At 73.7% G+C, this 23,320-nt stretch carries 26 protein-coding genes and 2 pseudogenes; 9 read left to right on the top strand and 19 right to left on the bottom strand.

The annotated features are described in order from the left end of the window. Both VGH76_RS10395 and VGH76_RS10390 read left to right on the top strand, forming a co-directional pair. The coding region (locus VGH76_RS10395; RefSeq protein ID WP_331556595.1) for a HAMP domain-containing sensor histidine kinase at nt 1-1,008 on the top strand (1,008 nt) is incomplete at its 5' end. A 97-nt stretch (nt 1,009-1,105) separates the two neighbouring features. Continuing rightward, nucleotides 1,106-1,345 (top strand): hypothetical protein, encoded by a 240-nt coding sequence (locus VGH76_RS10390; protein ID WP_331556594.1) that lies wholly within the window; start codon nt 1,106-1,108, stop codon nt 1,343-1,345. A 159-nt stretch (nt 1,346-1,504) separates the two neighbouring features. Here the strand turns inward: VGH76_RS10390 and VGH76_RS10385 are convergent, their stop codons facing one another. Continuing rightward, nucleotides 1,505-2,713, bottom strand: coding sequence for an MGDG synthase family glycosyltransferase (locus VGH76_RS10385; RefSeq protein WP_331556593.1), 1,209 nt, complete (start codon nt 2,711-2,713; stop codon nt 1,505-1,507). Continuing rightward, a complete protein-coding gene (locus VGH76_RS10380; RefSeq protein WP_331556592.1) occupies nt 2,710-3,831 on the bottom strand; it encodes a hypothetical protein in 1,122 nt (373 codons plus the stop codon). The genes VGH76_RS10385 and VGH76_RS10380 overlap by 4 nt, the downstream gene beginning before the upstream one ends. 204 nt (nt 3,832-4,035) lie before the next feature. On the opposite strand from VGH76_RS10380, the gene VGH76_RS10375 reads away from it, so the two are divergent. Then, entirely contained in the window at nt 4,036-5,037 is a 1,002-nt protein-coding gene (locus VGH76_RS10375) for a DUF1707 domain-containing protein (RefSeq protein WP_331556598.1), read from the top strand. Between the two features lie 593 nt (nt 5,038-5,630). Here the strand turns inward: VGH76_RS10375 and VGH76_RS10370 are convergent. From VGH76_RS10370 to paaA, 8 genes and pseudogenes are all read right to left on the bottom strand, one after another. Next, nucleotides 5,631-6,050 carry an enoyl-CoA hydratase/isomerase family protein gene (locus VGH76_RS10370; protein WP_331556591.1) on the bottom strand — a complete coding sequence of 140 codons (420 nt, stop codon included), beginning with the start codon at nt 6,048-6,050 and terminating at the stop codon, nt 5,631-5,633. 50 nt (nt 6,051-6,100) lie between these two features. Then, nucleotides 6,101-6,478, bottom strand: coding sequence for a hydroxyphenylacetyl-CoA thioesterase PaaI (paaI, locus tag VGH76_RS10365; RefSeq protein WP_331556597.1), 378 nt, complete (start codon nt 6,476-6,478; stop codon nt 6,101-6,103). 23 nt (nt 6,479-6,501) lie between these two features. Further along, complete coding sequence (gene paaZ, locus VGH76_RS10360; protein ID WP_331556590.1) at nt 6,502-8,535, bottom strand: phenylacetic acid degradation bifunctional protein PaaZ; 2,034 nt, start codon at nt 8,533-8,535, stop codon at nt 6,502-6,504. A gap of 50 nt (nt 8,536-8,585) precedes the next feature. Then, a complete protein-coding gene (gene paaE, locus VGH76_RS10355) occupies nt 8,586-9,683 on the bottom strand; it encodes a 1,2-phenylacetyl-CoA epoxidase subunit PaaE (protein ID WP_331556589.1) in 1,098 nt (365 codons plus the stop codon). Continuing rightward, on the bottom strand, nt 9,683-10,192 hold the full coding sequence (gene paaD, locus VGH76_RS10350) for a 1,2-phenylacetyl-CoA epoxidase subunit PaaD (protein ID WP_331556588.1): 510 nt from the start codon (nt 10,190-10,192) through the stop codon (nt 9,683-9,685). Before paaD ends, paaE begins: the two co-directional genes overlap by 1 nt. After that, nucleotides 10,186-11,187 carry a 1,2-phenylacetyl-CoA epoxidase subunit PaaC gene (gene paaC / locus VGH76_RS10345; RefSeq protein WP_331556587.1) on the bottom strand — a complete coding sequence of 334 codons (1,002 nt, stop codon included), beginning with the start codon at nt 11,185-11,187 and terminating at the stop codon, nt 10,186-10,188. The genes paaD and paaC overlap by 7 nt, the downstream gene beginning before the upstream one ends. 10 nt (nt 11,188-11,197) lie before the next feature. Then, nucleotides 11,198-11,551 (bottom strand): 1,2-phenylacetyl-CoA epoxidase subunit PaaB, encoded by a 354-nt coding sequence (gene paaB / locus VGH76_RS10340; protein ID WP_414637704.1) that lies wholly within the window; start codon nt 11,549-11,551, stop codon nt 11,198-11,200. Continuing rightward, nucleotides 11,548-12,357 (bottom strand): annotated as a pseudogene (gene paaA, locus VGH76_RS10335) (1,2-phenylacetyl-CoA epoxidase subunit PaaA); the annotation flags it as partial. The pseudogene paaA and the gene paaB, both read right to left, overlap by 4 nt. 78 nt (nt 12,358-12,435) lie before the next feature. Between paaA and VGH76_RS10330 the strand changes: the two are divergent. Further along, entirely contained in the window at nt 12,436-13,287 is an 852-nt protein-coding gene (locus VGH76_RS10330; protein WP_331556586.1) for a 3-hydroxyacyl-CoA dehydrogenase family protein, read from the top strand. Between the two features lie 3 nt (nt 13,288-13,290). Here the strand turns inward: VGH76_RS10330 and VGH76_RS10325 are convergent, their stop codons facing one another. The 4 genes from VGH76_RS10325 to VGH76_RS10310 form a co-directional block, all read right to left on the bottom strand. Next, entirely contained in the window at nt 13,291-13,515 is a 225-nt protein-coding gene (locus VGH76_RS10325) for a hypothetical protein (protein WP_331556585.1), read from the bottom strand. Between the two features lie 200 nt (nt 13,516-13,715). Then, entirely contained in the window at nt 13,716-14,126 is a 411-nt protein-coding gene (locus VGH76_RS10320; protein WP_331556584.1) for a VOC family protein, read from the bottom strand. Nucleotides 14,127-14,236: 110 nt separating this feature from the next. Further along, the gene (locus VGH76_RS10315) at nt 14,237-14,593 is read right to left on the bottom strand and encodes a VOC family protein (protein WP_331556583.1); all 357 of its coding nucleotides are present in this window, start codon (nt 14,591-14,593) and stop codon (nt 14,237-14,239) included. An 81-nt stretch (nt 14,594-14,674) separates the two neighbouring features. Then, complete coding sequence (locus tag VGH76_RS10310; protein ID WP_331556582.1) at nt 14,675-15,508, bottom strand: AraC family transcriptional regulator; 834 nt, start codon at nt 15,506-15,508, stop codon at nt 14,675-14,677. A gap of 31 nt (nt 15,509-15,539) precedes the next feature. Here VGH76_RS10310 and VGH76_RS10305 point away from each other — a divergent pair, with 31 nt between their 5' ends. Beyond that, nucleotides 15,540-16,859 (top strand): amidase family protein, encoded by a 1,320-nt coding sequence (locus VGH76_RS10305; protein ID WP_331556581.1) that lies wholly within the window; start codon nt 15,540-15,542, stop codon nt 16,857-16,859. 20 nt (nt 16,860-16,879) lie between these two features. Here VGH76_RS10305 and VGH76_RS10300 read toward each other — a convergent pair whose 3' ends face one another. After that, nucleotides 16,880-17,263 carry a DUF393 domain-containing protein gene (locus tag VGH76_RS10300; protein WP_331556580.1) on the bottom strand — a complete coding sequence of 128 codons (384 nt, stop codon included), beginning with the start codon at nt 17,261-17,263 and terminating at the stop codon, nt 16,880-16,882. A gap of 59 nt (nt 17,264-17,322) precedes the next feature. Here VGH76_RS10300 and VGH76_RS10295 point away from each other — a divergent pair, with 59 nt between their 5' ends. Next, nucleotides 17,323-18,777, top strand: a complete 1,455-nt coding sequence (locus VGH76_RS10295) for an NAD(P)/FAD-dependent oxidoreductase (protein ID WP_331556579.1) — start codon at nt 17,323-17,325, stop codon at nt 18,775-18,777. A gap of 51 nt (nt 18,778-18,828) precedes the next feature. On the opposite strand, the pseudogene VGH76_RS10290 reads toward VGH76_RS10295, so the two are convergent. Continuing rightward, nucleotides 18,829-19,218, bottom strand: a pseudogene (locus VGH76_RS10290) (SDR family NAD(P)-dependent oxidoreductase); the annotation flags it as partial. Between the two features lie 269 nt (nt 19,219-19,487). Here VGH76_RS10290 and map point away from each other — a divergent pair. From map to VGH76_RS10275, 3 genes are read left to right on the top strand one after another with little or no spacing between them, the layout of a single operon-like run. Beyond that, nucleotides 19,488-20,267: a type I methionyl aminopeptidase gene (map, locus tag VGH76_RS10285; RefSeq protein ID WP_331556578.1), complete on the top strand. Its 780-nt coding sequence runs from the start codon at nt 19,488-19,490 to the stop codon at nt 20,265-20,267. After that, nucleotides 20,264-21,166 carry an MBL fold metallo-hydrolase gene (locus tag VGH76_RS10280; protein ID WP_331556577.1) on the top strand — a complete coding sequence of 301 codons (903 nt, stop codon included), beginning with the start codon at nt 20,264-20,266 and terminating at the stop codon, nt 21,164-21,166. The genes map and VGH76_RS10280 overlap by 4 nt, the downstream gene beginning before the upstream one ends. 57 nt (nt 21,167-21,223) lie before the next feature. Then, nucleotides 21,224-21,745, top strand: coding sequence for an ester cyclase (locus tag VGH76_RS10275; protein ID WP_331556576.1), 522 nt, complete (start codon nt 21,224-21,226; stop codon nt 21,743-21,745). 17 nt (nt 21,746-21,762) lie between these two features. On the opposite strand, the gene VGH76_RS10270 is transcribed toward VGH76_RS10275, so the two are convergent. The 3 genes from VGH76_RS10270 to VGH76_RS10260 all read right to left on the bottom strand — a co-directional run. Beyond that, nucleotides 21,763-21,990: a helix-turn-helix domain-containing protein gene (locus VGH76_RS10270; RefSeq protein ID WP_331556575.1), complete on the bottom strand. Its 228-nt coding sequence runs from the start codon at nt 21,988-21,990 to the stop codon at nt 21,763-21,765. 121 nt (nt 21,991-22,111) lie between these two features. Continuing rightward, complete coding sequence (locus tag VGH76_RS10265; RefSeq protein WP_331556574.1) at nt 22,112-22,843, bottom strand: MT-A70 family methyltransferase; 732 nt, start codon at nt 22,841-22,843, stop codon at nt 22,112-22,114. 89 nt (nt 22,844-22,932) lie between these two features. Then, nucleotides 22,933-23,320 (bottom strand): BglII/BstYI family type II restriction endonuclease (locus tag VGH76_RS10260; protein ID WP_331556573.1); only part of this gene is annotated, 388 nt, incomplete at its 5' end.

The following is a 23,320-nucleotide window of genomic DNA, read 5'->3' as shown; positions in this document are numbered from 1 at the left end:
GTCCTCGGCCCCATCGCGGCGATCGCCGCCGGACTCGGCGCCTGGTGGCTCTCGGGCGCCGCGCTGCGCCCGGTGGAGCGGATGCGCCGCCAGAGCGCCGACCTGGCCCGGCACGACGACGGCACCCACCTGGCCGTGCCGCACACCCGCGACGAGATCGCCTCCCTCGCCGCGACCCTGAACGAGCTGCTCGACCGGCAGCGCCACGCCCTCGCCCAGGAACGTCAGGCGCTCGAGCGCGAGCGCGGATTCGTCGCCGACGCCGGCCACGAACTGCGCACCCCACTGGCGACCCTGCGCGCGGAGCTCGAGCTGGCCGGGCGGCCCGGGCGCGACCACGCCGAGCTCGTCGACGCGGTGACCTCCGCGGCCGGCGAGACCGACCGGCTCATCCGGCTCGCCGAGGATCTGCTCACCCTCGCCCGCGCCGACGGGTCCGACGGGTTCCTCCGCGTGCGGCCGACCGACCTCGCCGAGGTGACCGCCTCCGCCGCGCGAGCGGCCTCCGCAGTGGGCGACCTGCGTGACGTCGATGTGGTCGTGGAGGCCTCACCCCACCTCGAGGTGCACGCAGACCCCGACCGGCTGCGCCAGGCGCTGGACAACCTGCTCGCCAACGCGGTCCGCCACAGCCCCGAGCACGCCGTGGTCACCCTGACCGTGACGCGGCAGGAAGGTCGTGTGGTGCTCTCGGTGGCCGACGACGGGCCCGGCTTCCCGACGGAGTTCCTGCCGCACGCCTTCGAGCGGTTCCGCCGGGCCGACACGGCACGCGCCCGCAGCGAAGGGGGCAGCGGTCTCGGCCTGGCCATCGTGGAGACCATCGCCCGCGCCCACCACGGTCTGGTGCGGGCCTCAAACCGAACGGAGGGCGGCGCGGTCGTGGAGATCGAGCTGCCGGTGTCGCTCGAGTCCGCGGCGAACGACGACGATGTGGCCGCGACGCCCCTCCGGGCGGCGACCGCGACGGGCGGCCGACGCGGTGGGGACACCGCGGACCCCAGCTGAGCAGGCCCCTCGCTTCAGGGTCGACACATCGATGTCTCATCGCCCGGCCGCCACGCTGGGGTGGGTCCGAACCTCGGACCACGAGAGGAGCGCTCCCATGAAGACCAGACAGCTGCTCGTCACCGGGGCCGCGGTCGCGCTGGTGGCGGCGAGCGGGACGGGGATCGCCCTGGCAGCGACCCCGACGCCCACCACCGTTCCCGCGACCGTGCCCACATCGGCGCCCGCCCCGGCGGTCGACACCCCGGAGCCGGGCGACACGCCCGACACCCCGCCCGCGCAGGGCGCGGACACCCCGGAGCCGGGCGACACGCCCGACGCGCCCGGTCAGGGCTGATCCCCGGTCAGCCCGCTCGACCGACCCGGTGACCCGACCGGGGTGCCGGCGAGACGGCCCCCGACCGTTCCGCCACCCGCCTCCCGGGCCCAGCCCTGAGCTGCTGTGCCAGGGAGGCGGCCCGGCCCAGGCGACCGTGACGCCCCCGGGTCCGGGTCGTCAGGGGGAGTGCGCGGGATTCCCGTGACGGACCGGCCCGACCGGGTGCCCTGGGTGGGATCGGTCGAGGTGGGCGACGGCGGTGTCGTGGATGACCTGCGCGGGGTCCGGTCGGGGCAGGCGGTTTACGGGCTGGTGGTGCTGGGCGAGCAGCGCACCGAGCTCGTTGCGGGTCCGGGCCCAGGGCACGATCCCGGACGCGTCCAGCACCGATGCATTGGCCTCGCCGTGCCCGGGCAGGACTCGGTAGCTCACGACGGGCCGTCCGGCGGCGAGGGCCTCCCAGCAGGCGAGTCCGCCGGCGTTGTGGATGACGACGTCGGCGACAGCGAGCAGGCGGGGGACGTCCTCGACCCATCCGAGGGCCCGCCCGACGCCCAGGGCCTCGACCCTGCGCCGGAGGCGGTCGTTGCGGGCGCAGAGCACCAGCGGCCAGGCACCGAGGTCGGCCAGGTCCGCTGCGGTCTCGTGGACCCGGCCCGTGCCGGCCGAGCCGGCGGTGACCAGGGCGAGCATCCGCCCGGGAGGGACACCGAGCTCGGCCCGCGTGGTGGCGACATCGTGGCCGGAGCTCCCCGCGCACAGCGCGAGCGGCAGCGCGGGATCGGTCTCGACGATCCCGGTATGACGGGGTGACGAGCGGGCGAGCCGCAGGGCCTGGTCGGTCATCACGGGGCTCGGAGCGAGGACCAGGTCGACGCCGGGGTGCCACCAGAGCGGGTGCACCGCGGGATCGGTGAGATAGCTGATCACCGAGGCCAGGAGCGCTCCGCTCCGACGCAGTCGGCCGAGCAGCTGGCTGACCAGTGGATAGGTCGACACCACCGCGTGCGGCGGATCGCCGATCAGCTCTGCGGTGCGATCGGTGAGCCGATCAAGGGCCATCGAGGCGGCCGCGGCGCCGACACCGTCGGCACACGAGTCCAGGAGCCGGCCCCAGAACATCGGCGTGCGGCGCATCCCCGACACGTAGAGGCCGCGCAGCGCCGGCCCGAGACGGGCGGGCGGGATCCGCAGCCCGTCGATGCGGTCGACCCACCAGCCTCGCGCGTGGAGACGCCGGCCGAGCTCGTCGGCCGGGCCGTCGTGCCCGGCGCCCACCGATGCGGAGATGATCACGATCCGCCCGTTCGCCGGCACGGGTGGCTGCTGCGGGCGGACCCGGCACGCGCGGGCGTCGTCCGGCTCGATCGGGAATGAGGCAGTCATCGGAGTGTGACGGCGAGGAAGTCGCGCTGGGAGGGGACGAGATAGCGGTTCGTCGGCGGCCGCATCGCGGGCAGCAACCGGCTGCCCGATCCGTCGTCGCGGGCCTGGCCGGGGCGATAGGTCAGGAAGGTGACCATCTGCGGATGGATGTCGAGCTCCATCCCGCGTACCGCGCCGGCCGCGCTCAGGCAGTGGGCCAGGTCGGCGAGACTGATGTGATCGGCGGCGACGTAGAGCAGATCTCCGCGGGGATCGACGCCGAGTCCGGACCGCCACGTGTACTGGAACTGGTTGTTGCTGCTCCCCCAGGCATCGGCGCTGTTCGCGTCGAGCCCGGGGACCGGCACGCCGTGGTCGACGAGGAGGTCGAGGTTCTGGCGCACCGCAGCCATCCTCGGCGTCGGACCGACGTCGCGGCCCCAGGCGCCGATATCGACCCGGCAGGTGTCGTCGACGACCAGGGATGCCCCACCGGCGCGTAGCGGCACGACCTCGCGCCCGGCGGCGTAGTAGCCGCCCCGGGCGTCCTTGAGCTTGAAGCCGGAGTTGAACGTGGCCAGCAGGCCAGGCCGCGCTGAGGTCGGGACCTGACCAGCTGCGCCGTCAGGGCTGGTGCCTTCGAGTGAGCGCACCGGGTCCTGGGTTCCGGCGATGAGGCGGGTGCGGGTCAACGACTGGTCCACCCAGGCCACCCCGACCACCACGCTCGAGGCGGGCAGGGGGCGGAAGAACGCGCTGTAGAGCGGGGCGCGCCCGCGGATGCGCTGCGTCGAGGGAACCCACCGGGCCTCCGAGGGAAGGGCCGGGTCCGGAGCGGGAAGCGCAGGTGGCCCGGAGGTGGTGGACGTCGGCGCCGCCGCGCTCGTTGCCGGCATCGCCGGGATCGACGCCGGGTCGGGAGCCCCGGAGCTGGGCCGGTTGCGGGCGTACCACAGGTTCTCCCCGAGGCTGACCACCCCGCCGCCGCCGTGGTCGCGCAGCCACTCGACCAGGCGCACCGATGTGCTGGCCTGTCCCGGCCCGCCGAGGGCCTGGCCGATCGACACACCCACCGGCACCGCGGCCACGACGAGAGTGGTCACGACCATGACGACCCGCAGCCGGCGGCGCGACGCCACCCTGTGCCGTCCGTGCGGCGTCGTGTCGACCGGAGGGTGGGAGATGGACCGGAGTGCGGGGAGATCAGGCATCGAAGCCGTCCTTGCCAGCAGCGCTCGGAGGCGGGCCCGGGTGGGAACGCCCTCCCGCGTCGGTCACCGCGCGGGAAGCGGTGGGGCGAACGGCCCCGGGACAGGGCGGACACCGTCGTCGCCGTGACCGTGATGCTCGTACTGAGCGTGTTCGGCTCCGCCGTGCACGCCGAGCGCACCCAGCACGTGACCGCCGGCAAGCCCTGTCGCTCCCAGACCGGCGAGCAGAGCCACGGTGGACGCCACACGCCGTACGCGCAGGCTGCCGCGACGGCGCGGCGTCGCGCCCGCAGCCGATGCGGCCCGGGTGTCCCCGGAAGGGGCCTCGCCGGTGCCGGGCGTCGGAGTCATGGCGCCACGGTCGGCCGTGGCCCATGTGGCAACCGTGAGAGAAGCCGGTCGCGGTCGCTGCCGCGTGGCGGGCTCGAATTCTCATCGGCGGTACATCGGTCGGAGGTGATTCTGGCACTCAACTCGACGTGCGATCACGCAGAGGAGATTCGCCATGATGAGCACGACGCGATCCCGACGTCACCGGGCCGCCTGGGCAGCCGACCAACCCGCGCTTGCCCTGCCGCGGACGTCCTGGTCGTGAGCGGATTCGGCGACATTCCTCGCCCCGCTTCCGCAGCCGCCCGGCGCGCGGCGGCGACGGCGGACCTCGACCAGTCCCCCGTCGAGCTCATCTCGCCGGCCGCTGCACTCGGGGACCGGCCGACGACGGCGACTCGGGCGGACACGGGTAAGGCGATCCGCGCCTCGGACGCCGAGCGCGAGGACACGGTGCGGCGGTTGCACCACGCCCTCGGCGAGGGCCGGCTGAATCTCCAGGAGACCGAGACCCGAGTCGCGGCCGTCTACACCGCGGTGTACCGAGGAGAACTTCCCGAACTCCTCGGCGATCTTCCCGAGCAGCGGTCCACCACGGAAGCGCTGCTGGACCAGACCGAGGCTCCGAGCTGGCAGACCCTGTGGATCGCGCTGGTGTGGCGGGCGCGGGTGAGCCTGTGGGACGGGCCGGGAAGGCCCCGTCACTGCGCGCCCGGCCGAGGAGAACGACGGCTGGCCGCCCTGCTCCTCGCGCTGGCCGGGCTGTGGCTGCTGGTCTGCGCCGTGATCGGGGCGGTGCTGTGAACCGGTCCTCGGGAACCGGTCGCGCCGGCGCCCGGACGCCGGCATGAGAAGGAACGCCAAGGAGGGGAAGACGATGCGCGCGAAGCCGCGCTCGACCTTTCCGGGGGCGAGGCGGTGCCTCATGGATACGGTCGAGGTCTGAGTCGACCAAGTGCGTGGCACGGGCGCCTGGAGGGGCGGTCGACGAACCTGAGGAACTTGGACGGAGATCGTCACCCCCGCACGCGTCCCGCCTGCATCTCTCCGAGAAGCGGAACGATGTGCTTGCGGACGAGGCCGCCGTAACTCTGCGTGTGGAGCGCTCGACGTGCATGACCTCGAGGTAGCGCTCCATGAGCTGAGCCACGGTCGCCGACGTCGGCGTCTGGCGGCCAGCGTCGACTTCCGCCAGCAGCCGTGTTCGGACCTTCTCGGCCTGGCCCGCCCGGCCTTGGGGCCCGCGGGCACGATCTCCTCGAGCCGGTGCCGTCTCTTCGTCACCGGGTGGAGGCCCGCATGCACGGGAACCCGAAGAGCGCCGCTGGGCAGCTTCTCGACCTCGCCGCGCCGACGGCGCGCCGGCTGCTTGCCTACCGCCGTGCGGTGGTCCTCGGTCAGCCCGAGTCGGGCCTGGGCGGCTGCATCGTGCTTGAGGACGTCCGGGATCGGGGCGACGACGCCGAGCGCGACAGCCCTCTTGATCTCGGCGAACGCTCGGGTCGGCCCGCCGCGTGGCGGGTGGCGAGCGCGGTGGCGTGCTCGTCGAGCTGGTCGCCGAGTCCTATCCCGGCGAAGGCGTGTCGAGCGCTGTCGCGGGGTCCGTCTGAGGCCCTCGGCGTGCTCGCGCAGATCCTGGCCGACGGTGAAGGCTTGCCGGACATGGTGAGAACGACGGCGCGGACCGCGTCGTCGTCGGCCACCTCGGCCAGCGCGTCCCGCAACGTGGTCTTGATCTCGCGGGTGAGCGCGTTGCGGGTGTCGGGGCTGCTCAAGCGAACGACCGCGACTCCGGTGTCCGGGTAGTCGACGGTCACCGGAGCGGCGTCCGGCGCCTTTTTCGATTCGGGTCCGCGTTGGTCATCGATCAGCCTCGCTCGATCGTGCGGCTGCGGCCCCGGAATTCGGCGATGACCTGGCCGTCCGCGGGTCGGGCCACGGTGATGTCGTAGACGCCGCTGCGGCCGTAGCGGGTGCGTTCGGTCGCGATCGCCTCGAGGTCGTCCCCTTCGCGGGCCGAGGCGACGAAGACGATGTCGGCCGCGGCGGCCACGGTCACCGGGCCGGGGCTGTTGCACGCGCACGCGAACGCGGAGTCGCCGAGCATGAACAGATAGCCGCCGTGGCACATCCCGTGCCCGTTGACCATGTCCGAGGTGACCCGCATCGTGAGCCGCGCCCGCCCATCCACGGCCTCGTGCAGCTCCATCCCGAGCTTGCGGGACGCCGCGTCGTCGTCCCACATCCGCCGCACCGCGTCGACGACGCTCACGATGCCTGCTTGGCGACGAGGGTGAGGACGTCGTAGCGCGCGACGGAGTCGCCGGCGGCGTTGGTGACGTCGGCGTCCCAGCGCACCTCGCCGTAGTCCGCGGTGTCGCGTGGGGTGATCTGCTTGGCGGTCAGGGTGATCGTCAGCTCGTCGCCGAACTTGACCGGTGTCAGGAAGCGCAGGTTGTCGACGCCGAAGTTCGCCAGGACCGGCCCGGGTGCCGGGTCGACGAACAGTCCCGCGGCGAAGGACACGACGAGGTATCCGTGGGCCACGCGCTCACCGAAGAACGGGTTGGCCGCGGCGGCCTCGGCGTCCATGTGGGCGTAGAAGGTGTCGCCGGTGAACTCGGCGAAGTGCTCCACGTCCTCCTGGCTGACCGTGCGGGGCCCGGCGACGACGGTGTCGCCGATGCGCAGCTCCTCGAGGTGCTTACGGAAGGGATGCACGTCGGTGGTGGTGCGGGCGCTGCCGCGCACCCAGCGCCCGGTGATGGCGGTGAGCATCTCGGGGCTGCCCTGCACGGCGGTGCGCTGCATGTGGTGGGCGACGCCGCGGATGCCGCCCATCTCCTCGCCGCCGCCGGCCCGACCGGGGCCGCCGTGCACGAGCTGGGGCATCGGGGAGCCGTGGCCGGTGGACTCCTTGGCGTCGGCCTGGTCGAGGACGAGCAGCCGCCCGTGCCACGGGGCGGCGCCGAGCACGACCTCGCGGGCGAACTCCGGATCGCCGGTGACGATCGAGCCGACCAGGGAGCCCTGTCCGCGCGCCGCCAGTTCGATCACCTGGTCGGTCGAGGTGTAGGGCAGCACGCTGGAGACGGGGCCGAATGCCTCGACCTCGTGGAAGGCGGCGGTGTCGGCATCCCCGGTGAGCAGCACCGGGGACAGGAAGGCGCCCCGCTCTGGGTCGGCGTCGACCACGGCGACGTGGTCAGGGTCGCCGAAGACGACGCGGCCGGCGTCGGTGAGCGACTTCAGCGAGCGGCGCACCTCGTCGCGCTGCTCGGTGCCGGCCAGCGCGCCCATGCGCACGTCGGGGTTCGACGGGTTGCCGACGATCACGCGTCCGAGCCGCTCACGGACCGCGTCGATGACCGCGTCGACCTGTTGGGCCGGCACGAACGCCCGCCGGATGGCGGTGCACTTCTGTCCCGCCTTGACCGTCATCTCGGTTGTCAAAGCCTTGACGTAGAGGTCGAACTCCGGGGTGCCGACCGTGGCATCGGGGCCGAGGATCGAGCAGTTCAACGAGTCGGCCTCGGCGGTGAAGCGCACCGCGCGCGCCGAGAGCACCGGGTGGGTGCGCAGCTGTCGCGCGGTGGAGGCCGAGCCGGTGAAGGAGACGAGGTCCTGCTCGGTGAGGTGGTCGAACAGATCGCCGGTCGACCCGGCGAGGAACTGCACCGAGCCTTCCGGCAGCAGGCCCGAGGCGACGATGAGCTCGACCAGCCTCGCGGTGAGGAACCCGGTGGGCGTCGCCGGCTTGATGATCGTGGGGACGCCGGCCAGGAAGGCGGGGGCCAGCTTCTCCAGCGGCCCCCAGCAGGGGAAGTTGTAGGCGTTGATCTGCACCGCGACCCCGTGCAGCGGCGTCAGGACGTGCTGGCCGAGGAAGGTGCCGCCCTTGGAGAGGGGTTCGATGTCGCCGTCGAGGAGGACCGTGCCGGCGGGGAGCTCCCGCTTGCCCTTCGAGGCGTAGGCCGCCAGGACACCGATGCCGCCGTCGACGTCGAACTTCGAGTCCCCGAGCGTGGCACCGGTCCGCGCGGAGAGCTCGTAGAGCTCGTCGCGGTGCTCGCGCAGGTGGCCGGCGAGCGCCTTGAGCAGCGACGCCCGCTGGTGGAAGGAGAGCTCCCGCAGCGCCGGGCCGCCGGTGCGGCGGCCGTGGTCGGCCACGGCGGCCATGTCGATGCCGTCGGTGGCGAGCCGGCCGATCTCCTCGCCGGTCACGGCGTCGAACATGGGCCGGCCCTCGGCGGACGGCCTCTGCCACCCGCCGCGGACGTAGCTGCTGAGGACGTCGGTCATGCCTGGCACTTCCTTCGGGGTGGATCGGTCGGCGTCGGTGCCGGCGGCGGTCAGCTGTCGTAGTCCACGACGAGCGTGTCCGATACCGGGGTGGACTGGCAGGTCAGGACGTAGCCGGCGTCGAGCTCGTCCTGCTCGAGGGCGAAGTTGCGGGCCATGCGGACCTCGCCCTCGGTGACCTTGGCGCGGCAGGTGCCGCAGACGCCGCCCTTGCAGGCGAAGGGCAGGTCCGAGCGGATGCGCTGGGCCGCGTCGAGGACGAACTCGCCGCGGGGCAGGGTCATGGTGGTCGAGCGGCCGTTGAGGACGACGGTCGCGGAGGCGCCTTCGCCGTCGTCCTGCTGGTCGTCGTGCCGCGCCGGCTCGGGCGGTGGCGCGTCGACGTAGAAGAGCTCCTTGTGGATGAGCTCGCGCGGCACATCGAGCTCACCGAGGACCTCCTGGGCGTCGGTGACCATCCCGAAGGGGCCGCACAGCCACCAGTGGTCGACGTCAGGGACCGGGACCAGGGCACCGAGGAGGGTGCGCAGCTTGTCCGCGTCGAGCCGCCCTCCGAAGATCTCGGCCTCCATCGGCTCGCGCGAGAGCACGTGGTCGAGATGGAGCCGGTGCCGGTACCGGTCCTTCAGGTCAGCCAGGTCCTCGGTGAACATCACCGTGTCGGTCCGGCGATTGCCGTAGAGCAGGGTGACGTGGTTGTCCGGGTGCCCGGCCAGAACGGTCGCGGCGATCGAGAGGACCGGGGTGATGCCCGAGCCCGCGGCGATCAGCGCGTGGTGGGCCCCGGCGGCCGCCTCGGGGGTGAAGCGTCCCTCGGGCGGGCCGACCTCGATCTCGTCGCCGGGGGCGAGGCGGTCGACGAGCCACTCGGAGAACAGCCCCGTGTCCACCCGCCGCACGCCGATCCGCGGTGCGGCGCCCTCGGGGGCGCAGATCGAGTACGAGCGCCGCTCCTCGCCCTCCTCGGTGTGCAGCCGCAGCGTCAGGTACTGGCCCGCGCGGAAGGCGAAGACGCCGGCGAGCTCGTCGGGGACGTCAAAGGTGACCGCGACGGCGTCGTCGCAGAGACGTTCGACGTGGGCGACCCGCAGCAGGTGGAACCCCGCACCGCGGGGTGTCGCGATCTCCGTCTCCGGAGCGGCAGTCATCAGATCTCCTTGACGTGCTCGAACGGTTCGGCGCACGCGCGGCAGCGGCGCAGGGCCGTGCAGGCGGTGGGACCGAACCGCGAGACGACCTCGGTGTCGCGCGAGCCGCACTGCGGGCAGGCCACGACGCGGGCGGGCGGCTCCAGGTTCAGCGGCACCGGGCCGGCGACGCGAGGACCGATGTGCCCCGGCGGAGCGACTCCGGCGTCGGCGAGCTTCCGGCGGCCCGCGTCACTGATGAAGTCCGTGGTCCAGGGCGGGCTGAAGCTCACCCGCACGTCGACGCGCTCGTGGCCGGCGTGGTGGAGCCTGCGGCGCAGGTCCGCGCGCATCTCCTCGACCGCCGGGCACCCCGAGTAGGTCGGGGTGATGGTGACGACCACGGTGCCGTCGTCGGCGGTGTCGACCGAGCGCAGGACGCCGAGGTCGGCGAGGGTCAGCATCGGCATCTCGGGGTCGGTGACCTGCGCAGCGACCTCCCGCACGTCGCGGGCGGTGGCGGTCACCACGTCGCCTCCGGGTGCCCGCGGGCCAGCGACTGCATGACGGCGAGCACCGGGCCCAGCGCCTCGGTGTGCACCCCGTCGCGTCCGCCGCGCCTGGCCACCAGGCCGACCGCAGCCTTCTCCGGCCGGGCCAGCTGTGCCGGCGGCAGGACCTGGTCGAGCACGGCGTCGAGCTCGCCGCGGAGCTCGGCGGGGTCGACGGCGACACCGGCCTCGACCAGGCGCATCTCCAGAGGGTGGGCGATGAACAGCTCCTCGACGAACGGCCACACCCCGTCGAGTCCGGCTTGCATCCGCTCGTGGGAATACTCGGTGCCGTCGCCGAGGCGCACGACCCACTGCGCGGCGTACTCGCGCTGGTAGGCCAGCTCCTTGACCGCCTTTTCGGCCACCGCGGCGACGACCTGGTCGCGGGAGCCGACGAGCCGGGTCATCAGCGCGAGGCGCCACGACGAGAACACCAGCACCCAGGCCATGGTGCGGCCGAAGTCGCCCAGGTCGGCCTCGGCGAGGACGACGTTGCGGAAGCCGCGCTCGTCGCGGAAATAGGCGAGGACGTCCTCGTCTGGGAGGGCGGCGGCGAGCGATGCCGTGCGGAACCGCTGCGCGGCGCCCAGGTGCCCGGCACGGGCGAGCAGCACGCGGGCCTGGCCGAGCAGGTCGAGCGCGATGTTGGCGAGCGCGACCTCCTCCTCGAGCTCGGGCGCGTTGGTCGCCCACTCGCCCAGGCGCTGGCTGGCGACGAGCGCGTCGTCGGCGAGCATGAGGCAGTAGGTGGCGAGGTCGTCGCGGTCGACGCCCTCGGGTGCGGGCGCATCGATCTCGGCCGTCCCGGCGTCGAAACCGGCGTCGAAACCGGCGCCGAAGGCCCAGCGGTCCTCGTCGCCGTGCAGCGTCTCGGCGAGCGCCTGGTAGGCGTTGGTCGCGTCGTGGTCGTCGACCTCGTCGCTCCGCTGGGTGGGCTGAGTGGTGGCAGTGGTGGCGTCGTCGGCGCCCATGACGAGCCTCCTACAGGTGCGGGACGGAGTCGGGGATGGAGTAGAAGGTCGGGTGGCGGTAGACCTTGTCGCCCGACGGCGCGAAGAACGGGTCCTTCTCGTCCGGGCTGGACGCGGTGATCGCGTCGGCGCGGACCACCCAGATGCTCACGCCCTCGTTGCGCCGGGTGTAGAGGTTGCGGGCGTTGTGCAGGGCCATCCGGTCGTCGGGGGCGTGCAGCGACCCGACGTGGACGTGGTTGAGCCCGCGCTTGCCGCGGACGAAGACCTCGTAGAGCGGCCACGTGGCCTGCGGGGTCCCCGCGCCGAGGTCGCCCGCGGGGTCGCCCTCGACGTGCGCGGTGGTGTCGTCGGACATGCTCACGCTGCGGCCTCCTGCTCACGGCGGGCCTGCTTGGCCGCGTACGCGCTCGCGGCGTCACGGACCCACTGCCCGTTCTCGTGCGCCGCGCGGCGGTGGGCCAGGCGCTGGGCGTTGCACGGGCCCGCGCCCTTGACCACCGCGGTGAACTCGGCCCAGTCGATCTCGCCGTAGTCGTAGGACCCCCGCTCGGCGTTCCAGCGCAGCTCCGGGTCGGGGAAGGTGACGCCGAGCGCCTCGGCCTGCGGCACGGACATGTCGACGTAGCGCTGGCGCAGCTCGTCGTTGGTGTGCCGCTTGATCCGCCACGCCATCGACTGCTGGGTGTTGGGGGAGTCGCCGTCGGCCGGGCCGAACATCATCAGCGAGGGCCACCACCAGCGGTCGACCGCGTCCTGCACCATCCCCCGCTGCGCGTCGGTGCCCGCCATCAGCGTCATGAGCAGCTCGACGCCCTGGCGCTGGTGGAAGGACTCCTCCTTGCAGATCCGCACCATGGCCCGGGCATAGGGCCCGTAGCTCGACCGGCACAGCGGGACCTGGTTGCAGATCGCGGCGCCGTCGACGAGCCAGCCGATGACGCCGATGTCGGCGAACGTCAGCGTCGGGTAGTTGAAGATCGACGAGTACTTCTGGCGCGAGTCGATGAGCTTCTCGGTGAGCTCGGACCGGTCGACGCCCAGGGTCTCGGTGGCCGAGTAGAGGTAGAGCCCGTGGCCGGCCTCGTCCTGCACCTTGGCCAGCAGGATCGCCTTCCGGCGCAGGCTGGGCGCGCGGAGGATCCAGTTGCCCTCCGGCCGAGGCGCAACCGGTGCGGGGTCGCGGCCGTCCGGGGTACCTGCCCCGGGCCGGGAGCGAGCGGTCCGGGAGTCGGGAGGGTGTGTCACATGGAGCTGCCTGCCCACGTGGGCGTCGTCGGCGGCGGGACGATGGGCGCCAGCATCGCGCACGTCTTCCTGACCGCGGGGGCGACGGTGACCGTCGTCGAGAGCGACGACGACCGGGTCGCGGCCGCGCGCCGGGCCCTCGAGCAGTCGCTGCAGGGCGCCGCGGACCGCGGGAAGCTCCCGGAGGGCACCGACGTCGACGGCCTGGTCGGGGCCACCTCGATCGTCACCGGTGTCGAGCACCTGCCACCGGACACCCGGCTCGTCGTCGAGGCGGTGCCCGAACGGGTCGACCTGAAGCAGCAGATCCTCGGGGCGGCGGCGCAGCGGTGCCCGGACGCCGTCCTGGCCACCAACACGTCCTCGCTCTCGGTCGGCGCCATCGGCCGCGACCTGCCGTCCGGGCGGCTGCTGGGCATGCACTTCTTCAACCCGGTGCCCGCGCAGCGGCTCGTCGAACTGATCCGGCCGCCCGAGGTGCCCGACGAGCTCGTCGAGCGGGTCCGCGGGTGGGTCGAGGCCCTCGGCAAGACCGCGATCGTCGTCGACGACGCCCCGGGCTTCGCCACCTCACGCCTCGGCGTCGCCGTCGGGCTGGAGGCGATCCGGATGCTCGAGGAGGGCGTCGCGAGCGTCGAGGACATCGACACCGGGATGAAGCTGGGCTACCGGTGGCCGGTCGGGCCGCTGGAGCTCACCGACATCGTCGGGCTCGACGTCCGGCTGGCGATCGCCGAGCACCTCGCGCAGGAGCTCGGGGAGCGCTTCACCCCGCCACAGCTGCTGCGCGACAAGGTCGCGCGCGGGGAGCTCGGGCGGAAGTCCGGGCAGGGCTTCCACCACTGGGAGTGAGGGTCAGCCGAGCCGGGCGAAGTCGATGACCGCCGCGAAGTCGATCCCGCGCAGGGCGCCGTAGCCCAGCCGGTGCCCAGGCGGGAGCCGACGAACGCGTCCGCCACGATCGCCGGGGCGTGAGCTGACCAGGGCCTCGGAGACGTCGTCGTGGTGGTCCTCGGCGCGGGCGAGCCGGAAGGCGAGGTGCGCGGCGCCCGCGCGGTCTCGAGCACCCGCGGGTCCCACACCCGGGCGCCGAGGCCCGCGGCGCGGTCGCGCGCCCACGGCGCCCAGGTGTCGACGACGTGCGTGGCCACCGCGTCGCCGGCGAACGCGTTCACGCCGGTGAGGTCCTCGACGAGGTTCTCCGGGATCGGGCCCTGCCGGGTGAAATCCTCCGCCGTGGTCACGGGGGCGAGCCAACACCAGCAGCCCGGGGTCGGTCGTCAGACCGCGGAGCCCGCGATGTTGACCAGCCACTCGATGCCGAAGCGGTCGGTGCACATCCCGAACTCGTCGCCCCACATCTGCTTCTCGAGCGGCACGGACACGGTGCCGCTCTCGGAGAGTCCCTTCCAGTAGCCCCGCAGCTCCGCGGCCTGGTCGCCGGAGAGGCTCACCGAGATGGCGGCGCCCGTCGCGGGGGTCATCCCCTCCGGCGTGTCCGAGGCCATGAGGACGAACCCGCTGGGCGTCTCGAGCTGGCCGTGCATGACCTTCGCGGCGTCCGCGCCCTCCGTCCCCATGTCCCCGAAGGTCATGGTGTTGAGGGTGCCGCCGAAGACGTCGCGGTAGAACTCGAGGGCCTCGCGGGCGTTGTCGGGGAAGTGCAGGTAGGGGTTCAGGGTGGTGCCCATGGGGGGCTCCTCGGTGGAGTCGCGTCGGGTGGGAGCGGCCATCGTGACGGCTGCTGCGCGGAGCTGGCCAGCCTCGGTACCGGCTGTGCCCGGGTGGTGACGCCGGGCGGTCAGGATGACGGCGGGACCGGCCGGTAGGTGCCGAACGACCAGAGATTGCCCTCGGCGTCGACCACGGCGAACTCGCGCGAACCGTACGGCTGGTCGGTGAGCTCCATGACGACCTCGCCGCCGCCGGCGACGACGCGGTCGTGGTGGGCGTCGGGGTCGTGGAGGACGAGGTAGGTGACCGCTCGGCCGGGCTCGAAGCGGTCGTCGGGCCGTCGGGGGCCGAGCAGGACCGCGCCGCCGCCCCAGAAGAGCTCGGCGTGCCCCTCGGAGACGTGGCCGGGCCGCAGACCCAGGACGTCGGACAGGTAGCGGGCGTGGGCGAGGACGTCGTCGCTGCGCAGCGTGGTCACGATCATGGTGATCATCGTGGCCGCGGATCCGGTCGGCGTCTTGGACGTCGGGGACCTCGGCCCCCACGTCCTCAGGCCCCCACGTCCTCAGGCCTGCACGACCTCCGCCGCCTCGACGCCCACCGTCGCCCAGCCCGCGACGTACTCCCGCGGGGTGCAGCCGGCCAGGGCGCGGAACTCGCGGTCGAGGTGGGCGTGGTCGGCGTACCCGCAGTCCCCGGCGACGTCGGCGATCCGTCGGGCGCGGCGGGCGGGCTGTCCCGGGCCCGGGACGAGCAGGTCCGCGGCGTGGCGGAAGCGCAGGACGCGGGCCGTCGTCGTCGGGGGGAGCCCGACCTGGGTGGCGAAGCGGCGGGTGAGGTGCCGCCTGCTCCAGCCGACCTCGGTGGCGAGCGTGGGCACCGGGACACGGCCGCGGGCATCGGCGAGACGACGCCAGGCGTGGGCGACCTCCGGGTCGGGTGCGGCGACGGAGTCGGCGAGCAGGGTCGTCAGGGAGTCGGTGACGAGGGCCAGCCGGGCCGACCAGGTCCCGAGCGCCGCGAGCCGGGCGGGGAGCCCGGCGATCGTCCGGCCGGCCGGGGAGAGCGACGCCAGGTCCTCGGTGACGACGGGGGCGCCGGTGACCTCGCCACCGGGCGCGCCGAGCAGGCGCAGCAGCCCGAGCGGGGCGAGGTCGACCTGCACCCCGGCCTGGTGCCCGCGGAACTCGGTGAGCGCGGCGGCGTCGGTGAGACCACCGAGGAACGAGCCGAGCGCCCGGTCGTCGACGCGCAGCGGCTCGCCGAGCCCGAGGACGAGCGTGCAGGTCGAGGTCGGTGCCTGCCGCCGGCGCAGCGGCACCGAGCTCGACTCGTCGTAGGCCGCCAGCCGGCGCACCACACCCCGCAGCGGCGGCGGGACGGCGGCGAGCAGGAACACACCGCCGATGGTGCCGCTAGCGTGCGCCGCCGTGGAAGAGCGCGCGTCGTCGGTGGAACGGACCCGGGCGGCGCTCGCGCGCGCCCGTGAGGTGGCGCCGGCGCTGGGCGCCTTCGTCGAGATCGACGACGAGGCGGCGCTCGCCGCGGCCCGGGAGGCCGACCGGCGGCGGGCGGCCGGGGAGAACTCGCCGTTGCTCGGAACCCCGATCGCGGTGAAGGACGACGTCGACGCCGCCGGGCACGTCACGGCTTGTGGCGGCCGGGCCTTCACGACGCCGGCACCCGCCGACGGCGAGCTGGTCGCCGCCCTGCACCGGGTCGGGATGGTGCCGATCGGGCGCACCACGCTGCCCGAGCTGGCCGCGTTCGGCGTCACCGACTCGGCCCGGTACGGGATCACCCGCAACCCGCTGGCGCTCGGGCGGACACCTGGCGGGTCCTCGGGCGGGTCGGCGGCCGCGGTGGCGGCGGAGGTCGTCCCGATCGCGACGGCCAGCGACGGCGCCGGCTCCATCCGCATCCCGGCCGCGTGCTGCGGGCTGCCCGGGTTCAAGCCGACGACGGGCACGATGCCCTCCAGCGGGGGCTGGTGCGGCCTCTCGACGCAGGGGTGCCTGACCCGCGACCTCGGCCTCGCCGCGGACTACCTCGACGCGGTCGGGCGTTTCCCCGAGCCGCTCCGGGCCGCGCTCGGCACCGCTCCGGGCCGGGTGCGGGTCGGGGTGGCGCTGGACCCGCTCCCGCTTGCCCCGCCGCTGCCGCTCGACGAGCACGTCGCCGGCGCCGTGCGCCTGGTCGCGGACCGCCTCACCGACCTCGGGCACCGGGTCCGGCCCGTTCGGATCCGCGCCGACCGTGCCCAGGCTGCCGCGCTCGGCGTCACCACCCGCATCCTGCGCGGGCTGCACGACGCCGCGGCGTCGGCCGACCACCCCGAGCTGCTCGAGGACCGGCTGCGCGACCTCGTGCGGGCGGGCTCCCTGGTGCCGCCCGCGGCGGCCCGCGCCGCGGTGCGGCACGGGCGGCGGTGGGGCGCGCGGGTGCTCGACGAGCTCGGCGTCGACGTCCTGCTCACCCCGACGATGCGGGGACCGGCCCCGCGGGTCGACCGGTGGGGCGGGCCGGCGCACGGCACCCGCCGCAACGGCGTGGCGACCCTGACCTCGATGGGCCGCTTCTACGCGCACACCCCGCTGTGGAACCACACCGGGGCGCCGGCGGTGACGCTGCCGGTCGACAGCGGGGCAGGGCTGCCGCGGGCGGTGCAGCTGGTGGCGGCGCGCGACCGGGACGCGCCGCTGATGTCGCTGGCGGGTCAGGTCATGTCAGCGCCGGCCGCTGACACCTGACGTCTCCGGAGGAGCCGCTCTCACGTACGGGCGCACGACCCGGGATGCGACTGGCAGTACGGCGTCATCCCGGGGAAGTGCGAGCGGTGGTCGGCCACCCACCGGTACGCCCGCTCCTGCAGCCCCGCCGTGGCCCGGTAGAGCGTCGAGGGGATCGGGGTGCCGGTCACGGTGTCGAGCACGGCGTTGACCGCGGCCGCCCCCGCGAGCCGGCGACCGTCCGGGCCGCGCCACTGCACGGACTCGGCGCAAGTCGCGGCATCCGTGCCGACGGACTCCGGCGCACCCGGCTCCTGGTACGGCCGGACGTCGATCTGCCCCCGCCGGTCCATCGCCCGCACCCAGCCGACGCTGCGCGTGCAGAACCCGCAGTCACCGTCGAAGACCAGTACTCGTTGCGCCACAAGGTCAGGATGCCCCTAGGTTCCGGGCGACCACACTTGCGGAGACGGGAGCGCGACCAGTGGCCAGACGCGTGGTGATCATCGGTGCGGGGTTCGGCGGCATCGGGGCGGCCATCGAGCTGCGGGCGCACGGCTACACCGACGTGACGATCCTCGACGCGTCCTCGGGGATCGGCGGGACGTGGCTCGCGAACTCCTACCCGGGCGCGGCGTGCGACGTCCCCAGCCACCTCTACTCGTACTCCTACGCCCAGCGTCGGAGCTGGTCACGGCTCTGCTCGCCGCAGTCGGAGATCCTCGACTACCTGCGCACCGTCGCCTCCGAGCACGGCGTGGCCGAGCTGGTCGTGCCGAACTGCCGGGTCTCCGAGTGCCGGTGGGACGACGAGGCCCGGCTCTGGCGGATCGAGGCCGAGACCGAGGGCGAGCCACGGACCTGGACCGCGGACGCCGTCGTCGTCGCCACCGGGCAGCTGGCGCAGCCCTCGATCCCGAACATCCCGGGGCGGGAGGACTTCGCCGGGCACACCTTCCACTCCGCGGAGTGGGACCACGACCACGACCTGACCGGCCGACGCGTCGCCGTCATCGGCACGGGGGCGAGCGCGGTGCAGTTCGTGCCGGAGATCGCTCCGGTGGTCGGGCGGCTCTCGATATTCCAGCGGACGGGGAACTGGTTCCTGCCTCGCAAGAACGTGCTCTACCCGACGGTGGTGCGGGCGCTGATGAAGGTCCCGTACCTGCAGCGGGTGCGCCGGTGGGGTCTCAAGAACGTCTACCTCGAGTCACTGACGCTGGCCATCCGCACCCCGCGCAGCTTCGGGTGGCTGCTCTCGTTCCGCTCGAGGTGGTTCATGCGCCGGCAGCTGCGCGACCCCGAGGTGCGCCGCAAGGTCTGGCCGGACTACACGTTCGGGTGCAAGCGGGTGCTGTTCAGCTCGCACTGGCTGCCGGCCCTGCAGCGCGACAACGTCGAGGTGGTCACCGACTCCGTCGAGCGGATCGAGTCCGACGGCGTCCGGACCGCCGACGGGACGCTGCACCGCGTCGACACGATCATCTGGGGCACCGGGTTCAAGACCACCCAGTTCATGTTCCCGATGGAGATCCACGGACGCGGGGGCGTGTCACTGCGGGACGCGTGGTCGGACGGGCCGCACGCCCACCTGGGGATGACGGTGCCCGGGTTCCCGTCGCTGTTCGTGCTCTACGGCCCGAACACCAACACCTCGGGCGGCTCGATCATCGTCTACCTCGAGGCGCAGGCGCGGTACGTGCGGACGGCGCTGGAGGAGGCCGACCGGCGCGGGGCGGCCGCGGTGGACGTGCGGGCCGACGTCGAGGCGGAGTACGACCGCGAGGTGCAGGAGCGGTTCCGCGGGACGGCGTGGCTCGCCTGCGACTCCTGGTACCGCGACGACTCCGGCCGCATCGTCACGAACTGGCCCGGCTACATGGTCGAGTACGAGAAGGCGACGAAGGCGTTGGACCCGTCGGAGTACGAGTTCCTGTAGGTGCGCTGCGCGCTTGTGAGCACTTTCGGGGGCTATAGCAACGAAAAGTGCTCACATGGGCTTCGCCCACCTCGAGGCGCCGAGGCCGCCGTCGACGGGCAGGTGCGCGCCGTTGACGAAGCGGGCGTCGTCGCTGGCCAGGAACGCGATGACGTCGCCGACCTCGGCCGGCTCGGCCGGGCGGCCCATGGGGATGCGGTCGCGGAACTTCCCGACCGTGTCCTCGTCCTCCCGGATGCCCGCGCTCATGTCGGTGACCGTGAGGCTCGGGCGCACCGCGTTGACGCGCACGCCGTCGCCGCCGTGGTCCAGCGCCATGGCGTTGGTCAGGTTCACCACGGCGCCCTTGGCGGCGTTGTAGGCGGCCATGCCCCAGTCGCCGCCGAGGCCGGAGACCGACCCGACGTTGACGATGCTGCCGCGCCGTCGCGGCGCCGATGCCGGCGCCGCCGCCGGTGACGATGACGACCTTTCCGCTGAAGCGGCCTGCGGTCACGGGGGTACTCCTCGGTGGTCCGGAACAGACGTCCCGGGCGGATACCCCCGCCGTCGAATCCGCACGGGACGATCCGGGTCACAGGGCCGCTGGAGGTTGTCCACAGGACCTGTCCACAGTGGGGATGAACTACAGCCGTGTGATTCGACGACCTCCACGCGCCCTCGACGCCGGGCCCGGTGCTCGGGCTAGTGTCGCGACGGTGAGGCGTCACGTGACCATCGAGCTGAAGACCCCCGCCGAGATCGACGCGATGCGCGAGGCCGGCCGGGTCGTCGCGCGCTGCCTCGAGGCCGTCCGTGCGGCCAGCGCCCCCGGCGTCACGCTCAAGGAGCTCGACACCGCCGCGCACGACGTCATGCGGGAGCACGGCGCCGTCCCGGCCTTCCTCGACTACCACCCGCACTTCGCACCCTCGCCGTACCCGGGCGTGATCTGCTCGAGCGTCAACGACGCCGTCGTGCACGCCATCCCCGGCGACTACCGCCTCGACGAGGGCGACCTCGTCAGCATCGACATCGGCGCGTTCCTCGACGGCTGGTGCGGCGACGCCGCGATCAGCTATGTCGTCGGCCCCGCCGAGTCCGCCGACCCGGCCGACCTCGCGCTGATCGACACCACCGAGCGCGCGCTGTACGCCGGCATCGCCGCGGCCCGGGCCGGCAACTCCCTCGGCGACATCGGCGCCGCGGTCGCCGGGGTCGCCCGGCCCGCCGGCTACGGCATGCTCGCCGACCACGGCGGCCACGGCGTCGGGAAGGCGATGCACGAGCAGCCGCACGTCCCCAACGAGGGCCGCGCCGGCAAGGGCCTCAAGCTGCGGCCGGGCCTCGTCATCGCGATCGAGCCGATGCTGCACGCCGGCGGCCGCGACGACTACCGCCACGACCCCGACGGCTGGACGCTGCGCACCGCCGACGGCAGCCGCGCCGCCCACGCCGAGCACACCATCGCGATCACCCCCGACGGCCCGCGGATCCTCACCGAGGCGTGACCGTGGCCCGGCCCTGGTTCCACACGCGGCCGGTCTCCCCCGGGGTCTGGCTGGTCGCGGAGCCGACGCACGTGAACAGCTGGCTCGTCGCCGGGCGCGACCGCGCGGTGCTGCTCGACACCGGCCTGGGGATCGAGCCGATCCGGCCGGTGGCCGAGGCCGCCGCGGGCATGCCGGTGGAGGCCGTCAACACCCACCACCACTTCGACCACACCGGCGGCAACGCCGAGTTCGACGCGGTCGCGATCCACGAGCTCGGCGTCGCGCTGCTCGCCGCCGGCGCCGCACCTGCGGTGCGCGCCTCCTACCTGGACTACACGCGATCGATGCTCGAGGCCGCCGGCCCCTACCGCGACCTCGACCGGCGCTTCTTCCACCTGCTCACCGACGACTCCGACCCGCGACCCCTGCCCGCCGGGTTCGACGCCGACGCCTGGATCCGCCCCGGCCCGCCGCCGGGACCGACCCCGGTGCCGCTGCACGAGGGCGACGTCATCGACCTCGGCGGACGCACCCTCACCGTGCTTCACACCCCCGGCCACAGCCCCGACTCGGTCTGCTTCCTCGACGACCGCGACGGCCTGCTCTTCGGTGGCGACACCCTCAACACCGGCCCGATCTACGCCCAGCTCGCCGAGTCCGACGTGCCCGCCTTCGCCCGCTCCACCGCGCGTCTGGCCGAGCTCGAGCCCGACGTCTCGCTGGTCGCCATGTGCCACTTCGGGCGCGGGCTGGCCGAACCGCGCTACCTGCGCGAGGTGGCCGACGCCTTCGACCGGCTCGTCTCCGGGGACCGCACCGTGGAGCTCCGGGTGCAGCGTGACTGTGACGACGACGAAGTCCGCGAGGCCGTCTTCGGGCAGTGCTCGATCCTGGTGGCCGCCGATCCGGCGCGCTGACCTGCGCGGATCGCGTGGCCGCGCCGTCGGACGATCACGCCACTAGGGTCACCGACCATGCCGCCCCGCGCGCCCGCCGGCCCGCCCGCTCCCACACCGCCCGGGACCGCCGCGTCGCCCATCGAGGTCGTCCGCTGGGTCTTCGACATCGTCAACACCCACCGGGCGGCGCCGCTGCGCGACGTGCTCACGACGACGTCGCGGCTGCGGCTGCCCGACGCCACCCACCGCGGCGTCGAGGAGATCCTGGGGTTCTGGGACGGGCTGTTCGCCGCGGTCCCCGACCTGACGGTCACGATGCAGGCGGCGGCCGAGCAGGACGGCACGGTGTTCGTGCGCTGGACGCTGACGGGCACCCACACGGGCGCCGCCTGGGCGGGCATCGCGCCGACCGGCGCGCACCTCGACCTCGACGGCATCGACCACGTGACGGTCGACGAGGGACGGATCACCTCGGACTTCGTCGTGTTCGACCGGTTGCAGGTCGCGCGGCAGCTCGGTCTGGCTCCCGCCGAGGGCTCGCGCCTCGACGTCGCCCTCCGCCGCGGGCGGGGCGTCCTCGCCCGCCTGCGGCACTGACCCGGCTCGAGCGCGGTCTACTCGACCTTCTTGCGCGCCCGTCCGTGTGTTCCGCCGCGCCCGCGGAACTCGACACCCGCGTCGACGAGGAGTCGCCGGACGCGGCCGATGCTGTAGCCGGTCTCGGAGCAGATCTCACGGATGCTCTGGCCCCGCTGGTAGCGCTTCAGCAGCTCCGTGGAGAGCTTCTCGCGCTCGGAACCCGTCACCCGCTGGTTGCGCGCCAGATCGGGGGTCTTCGCCATGCGCCTCATTCTCACAGCGAGTGGTCGGCGAGCGCCACCACCTGGGTTTATCCAGCAGTCAAGCGGTCAGGATCTCGCGTCGAAACGACGCTGCGTGGTCACTGTCACCGACAGGGGGTGACTATGCGTGCCCGAGGGGAGCCGCTTCCTGCCCGCCGTAGGTGGGGTACCGGCGGCCCCGGGGGGTCACGTCCTCGTCCGACTCCGCCCCCCACACCGTCCAGCCCTCGCGGGGATAGCGCGCGAACATCTCGAGGTAGGGCCCCGGCGAGCACTCCTCGATCAGCTCGTAGGCCTCGTCCGGCTTGCGCGAGTGCTCCCGCTTCACCGTCTCGATCATGTTCACCTGCCGGCGGGCCGGTGGGAGCGTGCGCATCGAGCCCCGCACCCCGAACAGGATCAGCTCGGTGACGTTGCGGAAGTAGAACCCGACACCTCGGCCGTCCGGCCCGCCGTCCTTGCGGCGCTTGGCCCACACCAGGTTGGAGACGTAGCGGAAGCCCCAGCCCGCCATCACGGCCAGGCCCTCGGGGAGCAGCGCGTTGGGCACCCAGAGGTAGAGGTGGGCGTTGTCGGCGGCCACGTCGGCCACCGGGAGGGACGCGATCTCCGCGGCGGTCATCGTGTCGTACCGGTCGAGCCGGCGGTGCTCCGGTGCGACCTTCCCTGTGCGGTTGGTGAACCGCCACGGCGGGTCGGCGTACACGCACGACCAGCCGCCGTCGGTCCGCGGCAGCGCCGTCGCCTCGAGCGGCGCGACGTCGACGCGGAGCGGCTCGGCGCGGGGCGCGCTGCCCCTCCCGGGGCGCGGCGGGGCGGCGTCGGGCGCGGGAGGGGGAGCGGGCGCGATCACGGGCGCGACGGTAGCCGGGGGGGCCGACGGTCCCGGGGTCCCGACGGGCGCCGGGCTCCCGAAGGTGTCGCGGGCCTCCTCCGCGGCGCTCACCCGGACCACCCGTCCAGCACCGGCTGGACCGCGGCCGGCGTCGTCGCGAGGACGCGGTCGCACGCCGCGTCGGGGAGCCAGCTCTGCGCGCTGATCGCGACGGCGAGCAGCGGACAGCCTCCCGCGTCGCCCCGGGTCATGCGGGACTCCAACTTGCCCAGGTGCGTCGTCGTCGACGTCGAGAACCGGCTCCGGACCTGCTCGTCGGAGTGGCCGGCGTCGCGGGAGAGCCGGCGGGCGAGCTCCCGGACGTCGTCGTGGGTGCGGGTGAGCAGGACCGCGCCGTCGATCAGCCCGGCGTCGTGCAGGCTGCGGTAGGCCCCGATGTCCCGGTCGAGGTTTCCGTCCTTGGCGTTCCACTCGACGTCGAGCGCGACGCGGCCC

Origin of the sequence: Actinomycetospora sp., from assembly GCF_036497585.1 — a bacterium.
Lineage (GTDB): Bacteria > Actinomycetota > Actinomycetes > Mycobacteriales > Pseudonocardiaceae > Actinomycetospora.
The sequence above is the reverse complement of the archived record's forward strand: the minus strand, read 5'-3'. Positions and strand labels throughout refer to the sequence as shown.

Coding starts and splice junctions, on each gene's coding strand:
- paaI (WP_331556597.1), bottom strand. CDS start 6,478: ATGTGGGACGACGACGCGGCGTCCCGCAAGCTCGGGATGGAGCTGCAC.
- VGH76_RS10320 (WP_331556584.1), bottom strand. CDS start 14,126: ATGGGCACCACCCTGAACCCCTACCTGCACTTCCCCGACAACGCCCGC.
- VGH76_RS10375 (WP_331556598.1), top strand. CDS start 4,036: ATGCTCGTACTGAGCGTGTTCGGCTCCGCCGTGCACGCCGAGCGCACC.
- paaE (WP_331556589.1), bottom strand. CDS start 9,683: ATGACTGCCGCTCCGGAGACGGAGATCGCGACACCCCGCGGTGCGGGG.
- VGH76_RS10330 (WP_331556586.1), top strand. CDS start 12,436: ATGGAGCTGCCTGCCCACGTGGGCGTCGTCGGCGGCGGGACGATGGGC.
- VGH76_RS10270 (WP_331556575.1), bottom strand. CDS start 21,990: ATGGCGAAGACCCCCGATCTGGCGCGCAACCAGCGGGTGACGGGTTCC.
- VGH76_RS10385 (WP_331556593.1), bottom strand. CDS start 2,713: ATGACTGCCTCATTCCCGATCGAGCCGGACGACGCCCGCGCGTGCCGG.
- VGH76_RS10390 (WP_331556594.1), top strand. CDS start 1,106: ATGAAGACCAGACAGCTGCTCGTCACCGGGGCCGCGGTCGCGCTGGTG.
- VGH76_RS10315 (WP_331556583.1), bottom strand. CDS start 14,593: ATGATCGTGACCACGCTGCGCAGCGACGACGTCCTCGCCCACGCCCGC.
- paaZ (WP_331556590.1), bottom strand. CDS start 8,535: ATGACCGACGTCCTCAGCAGCTACGTCCGCGGCGGGTGGCAGAGGCCG.
- paaC (WP_331556587.1), bottom strand. CDS start 11,187: ATGGGCGCCGACGACGCCACCACTGCCACCACTCAGCCCACCCAGCGG.
- VGH76_RS10275 (WP_331556576.1), top strand. CDS start 21,224: ATGCCGCCCCGCGCGCCCGCCGGCCCGCCCGCTCCCACACCGCCCGGG.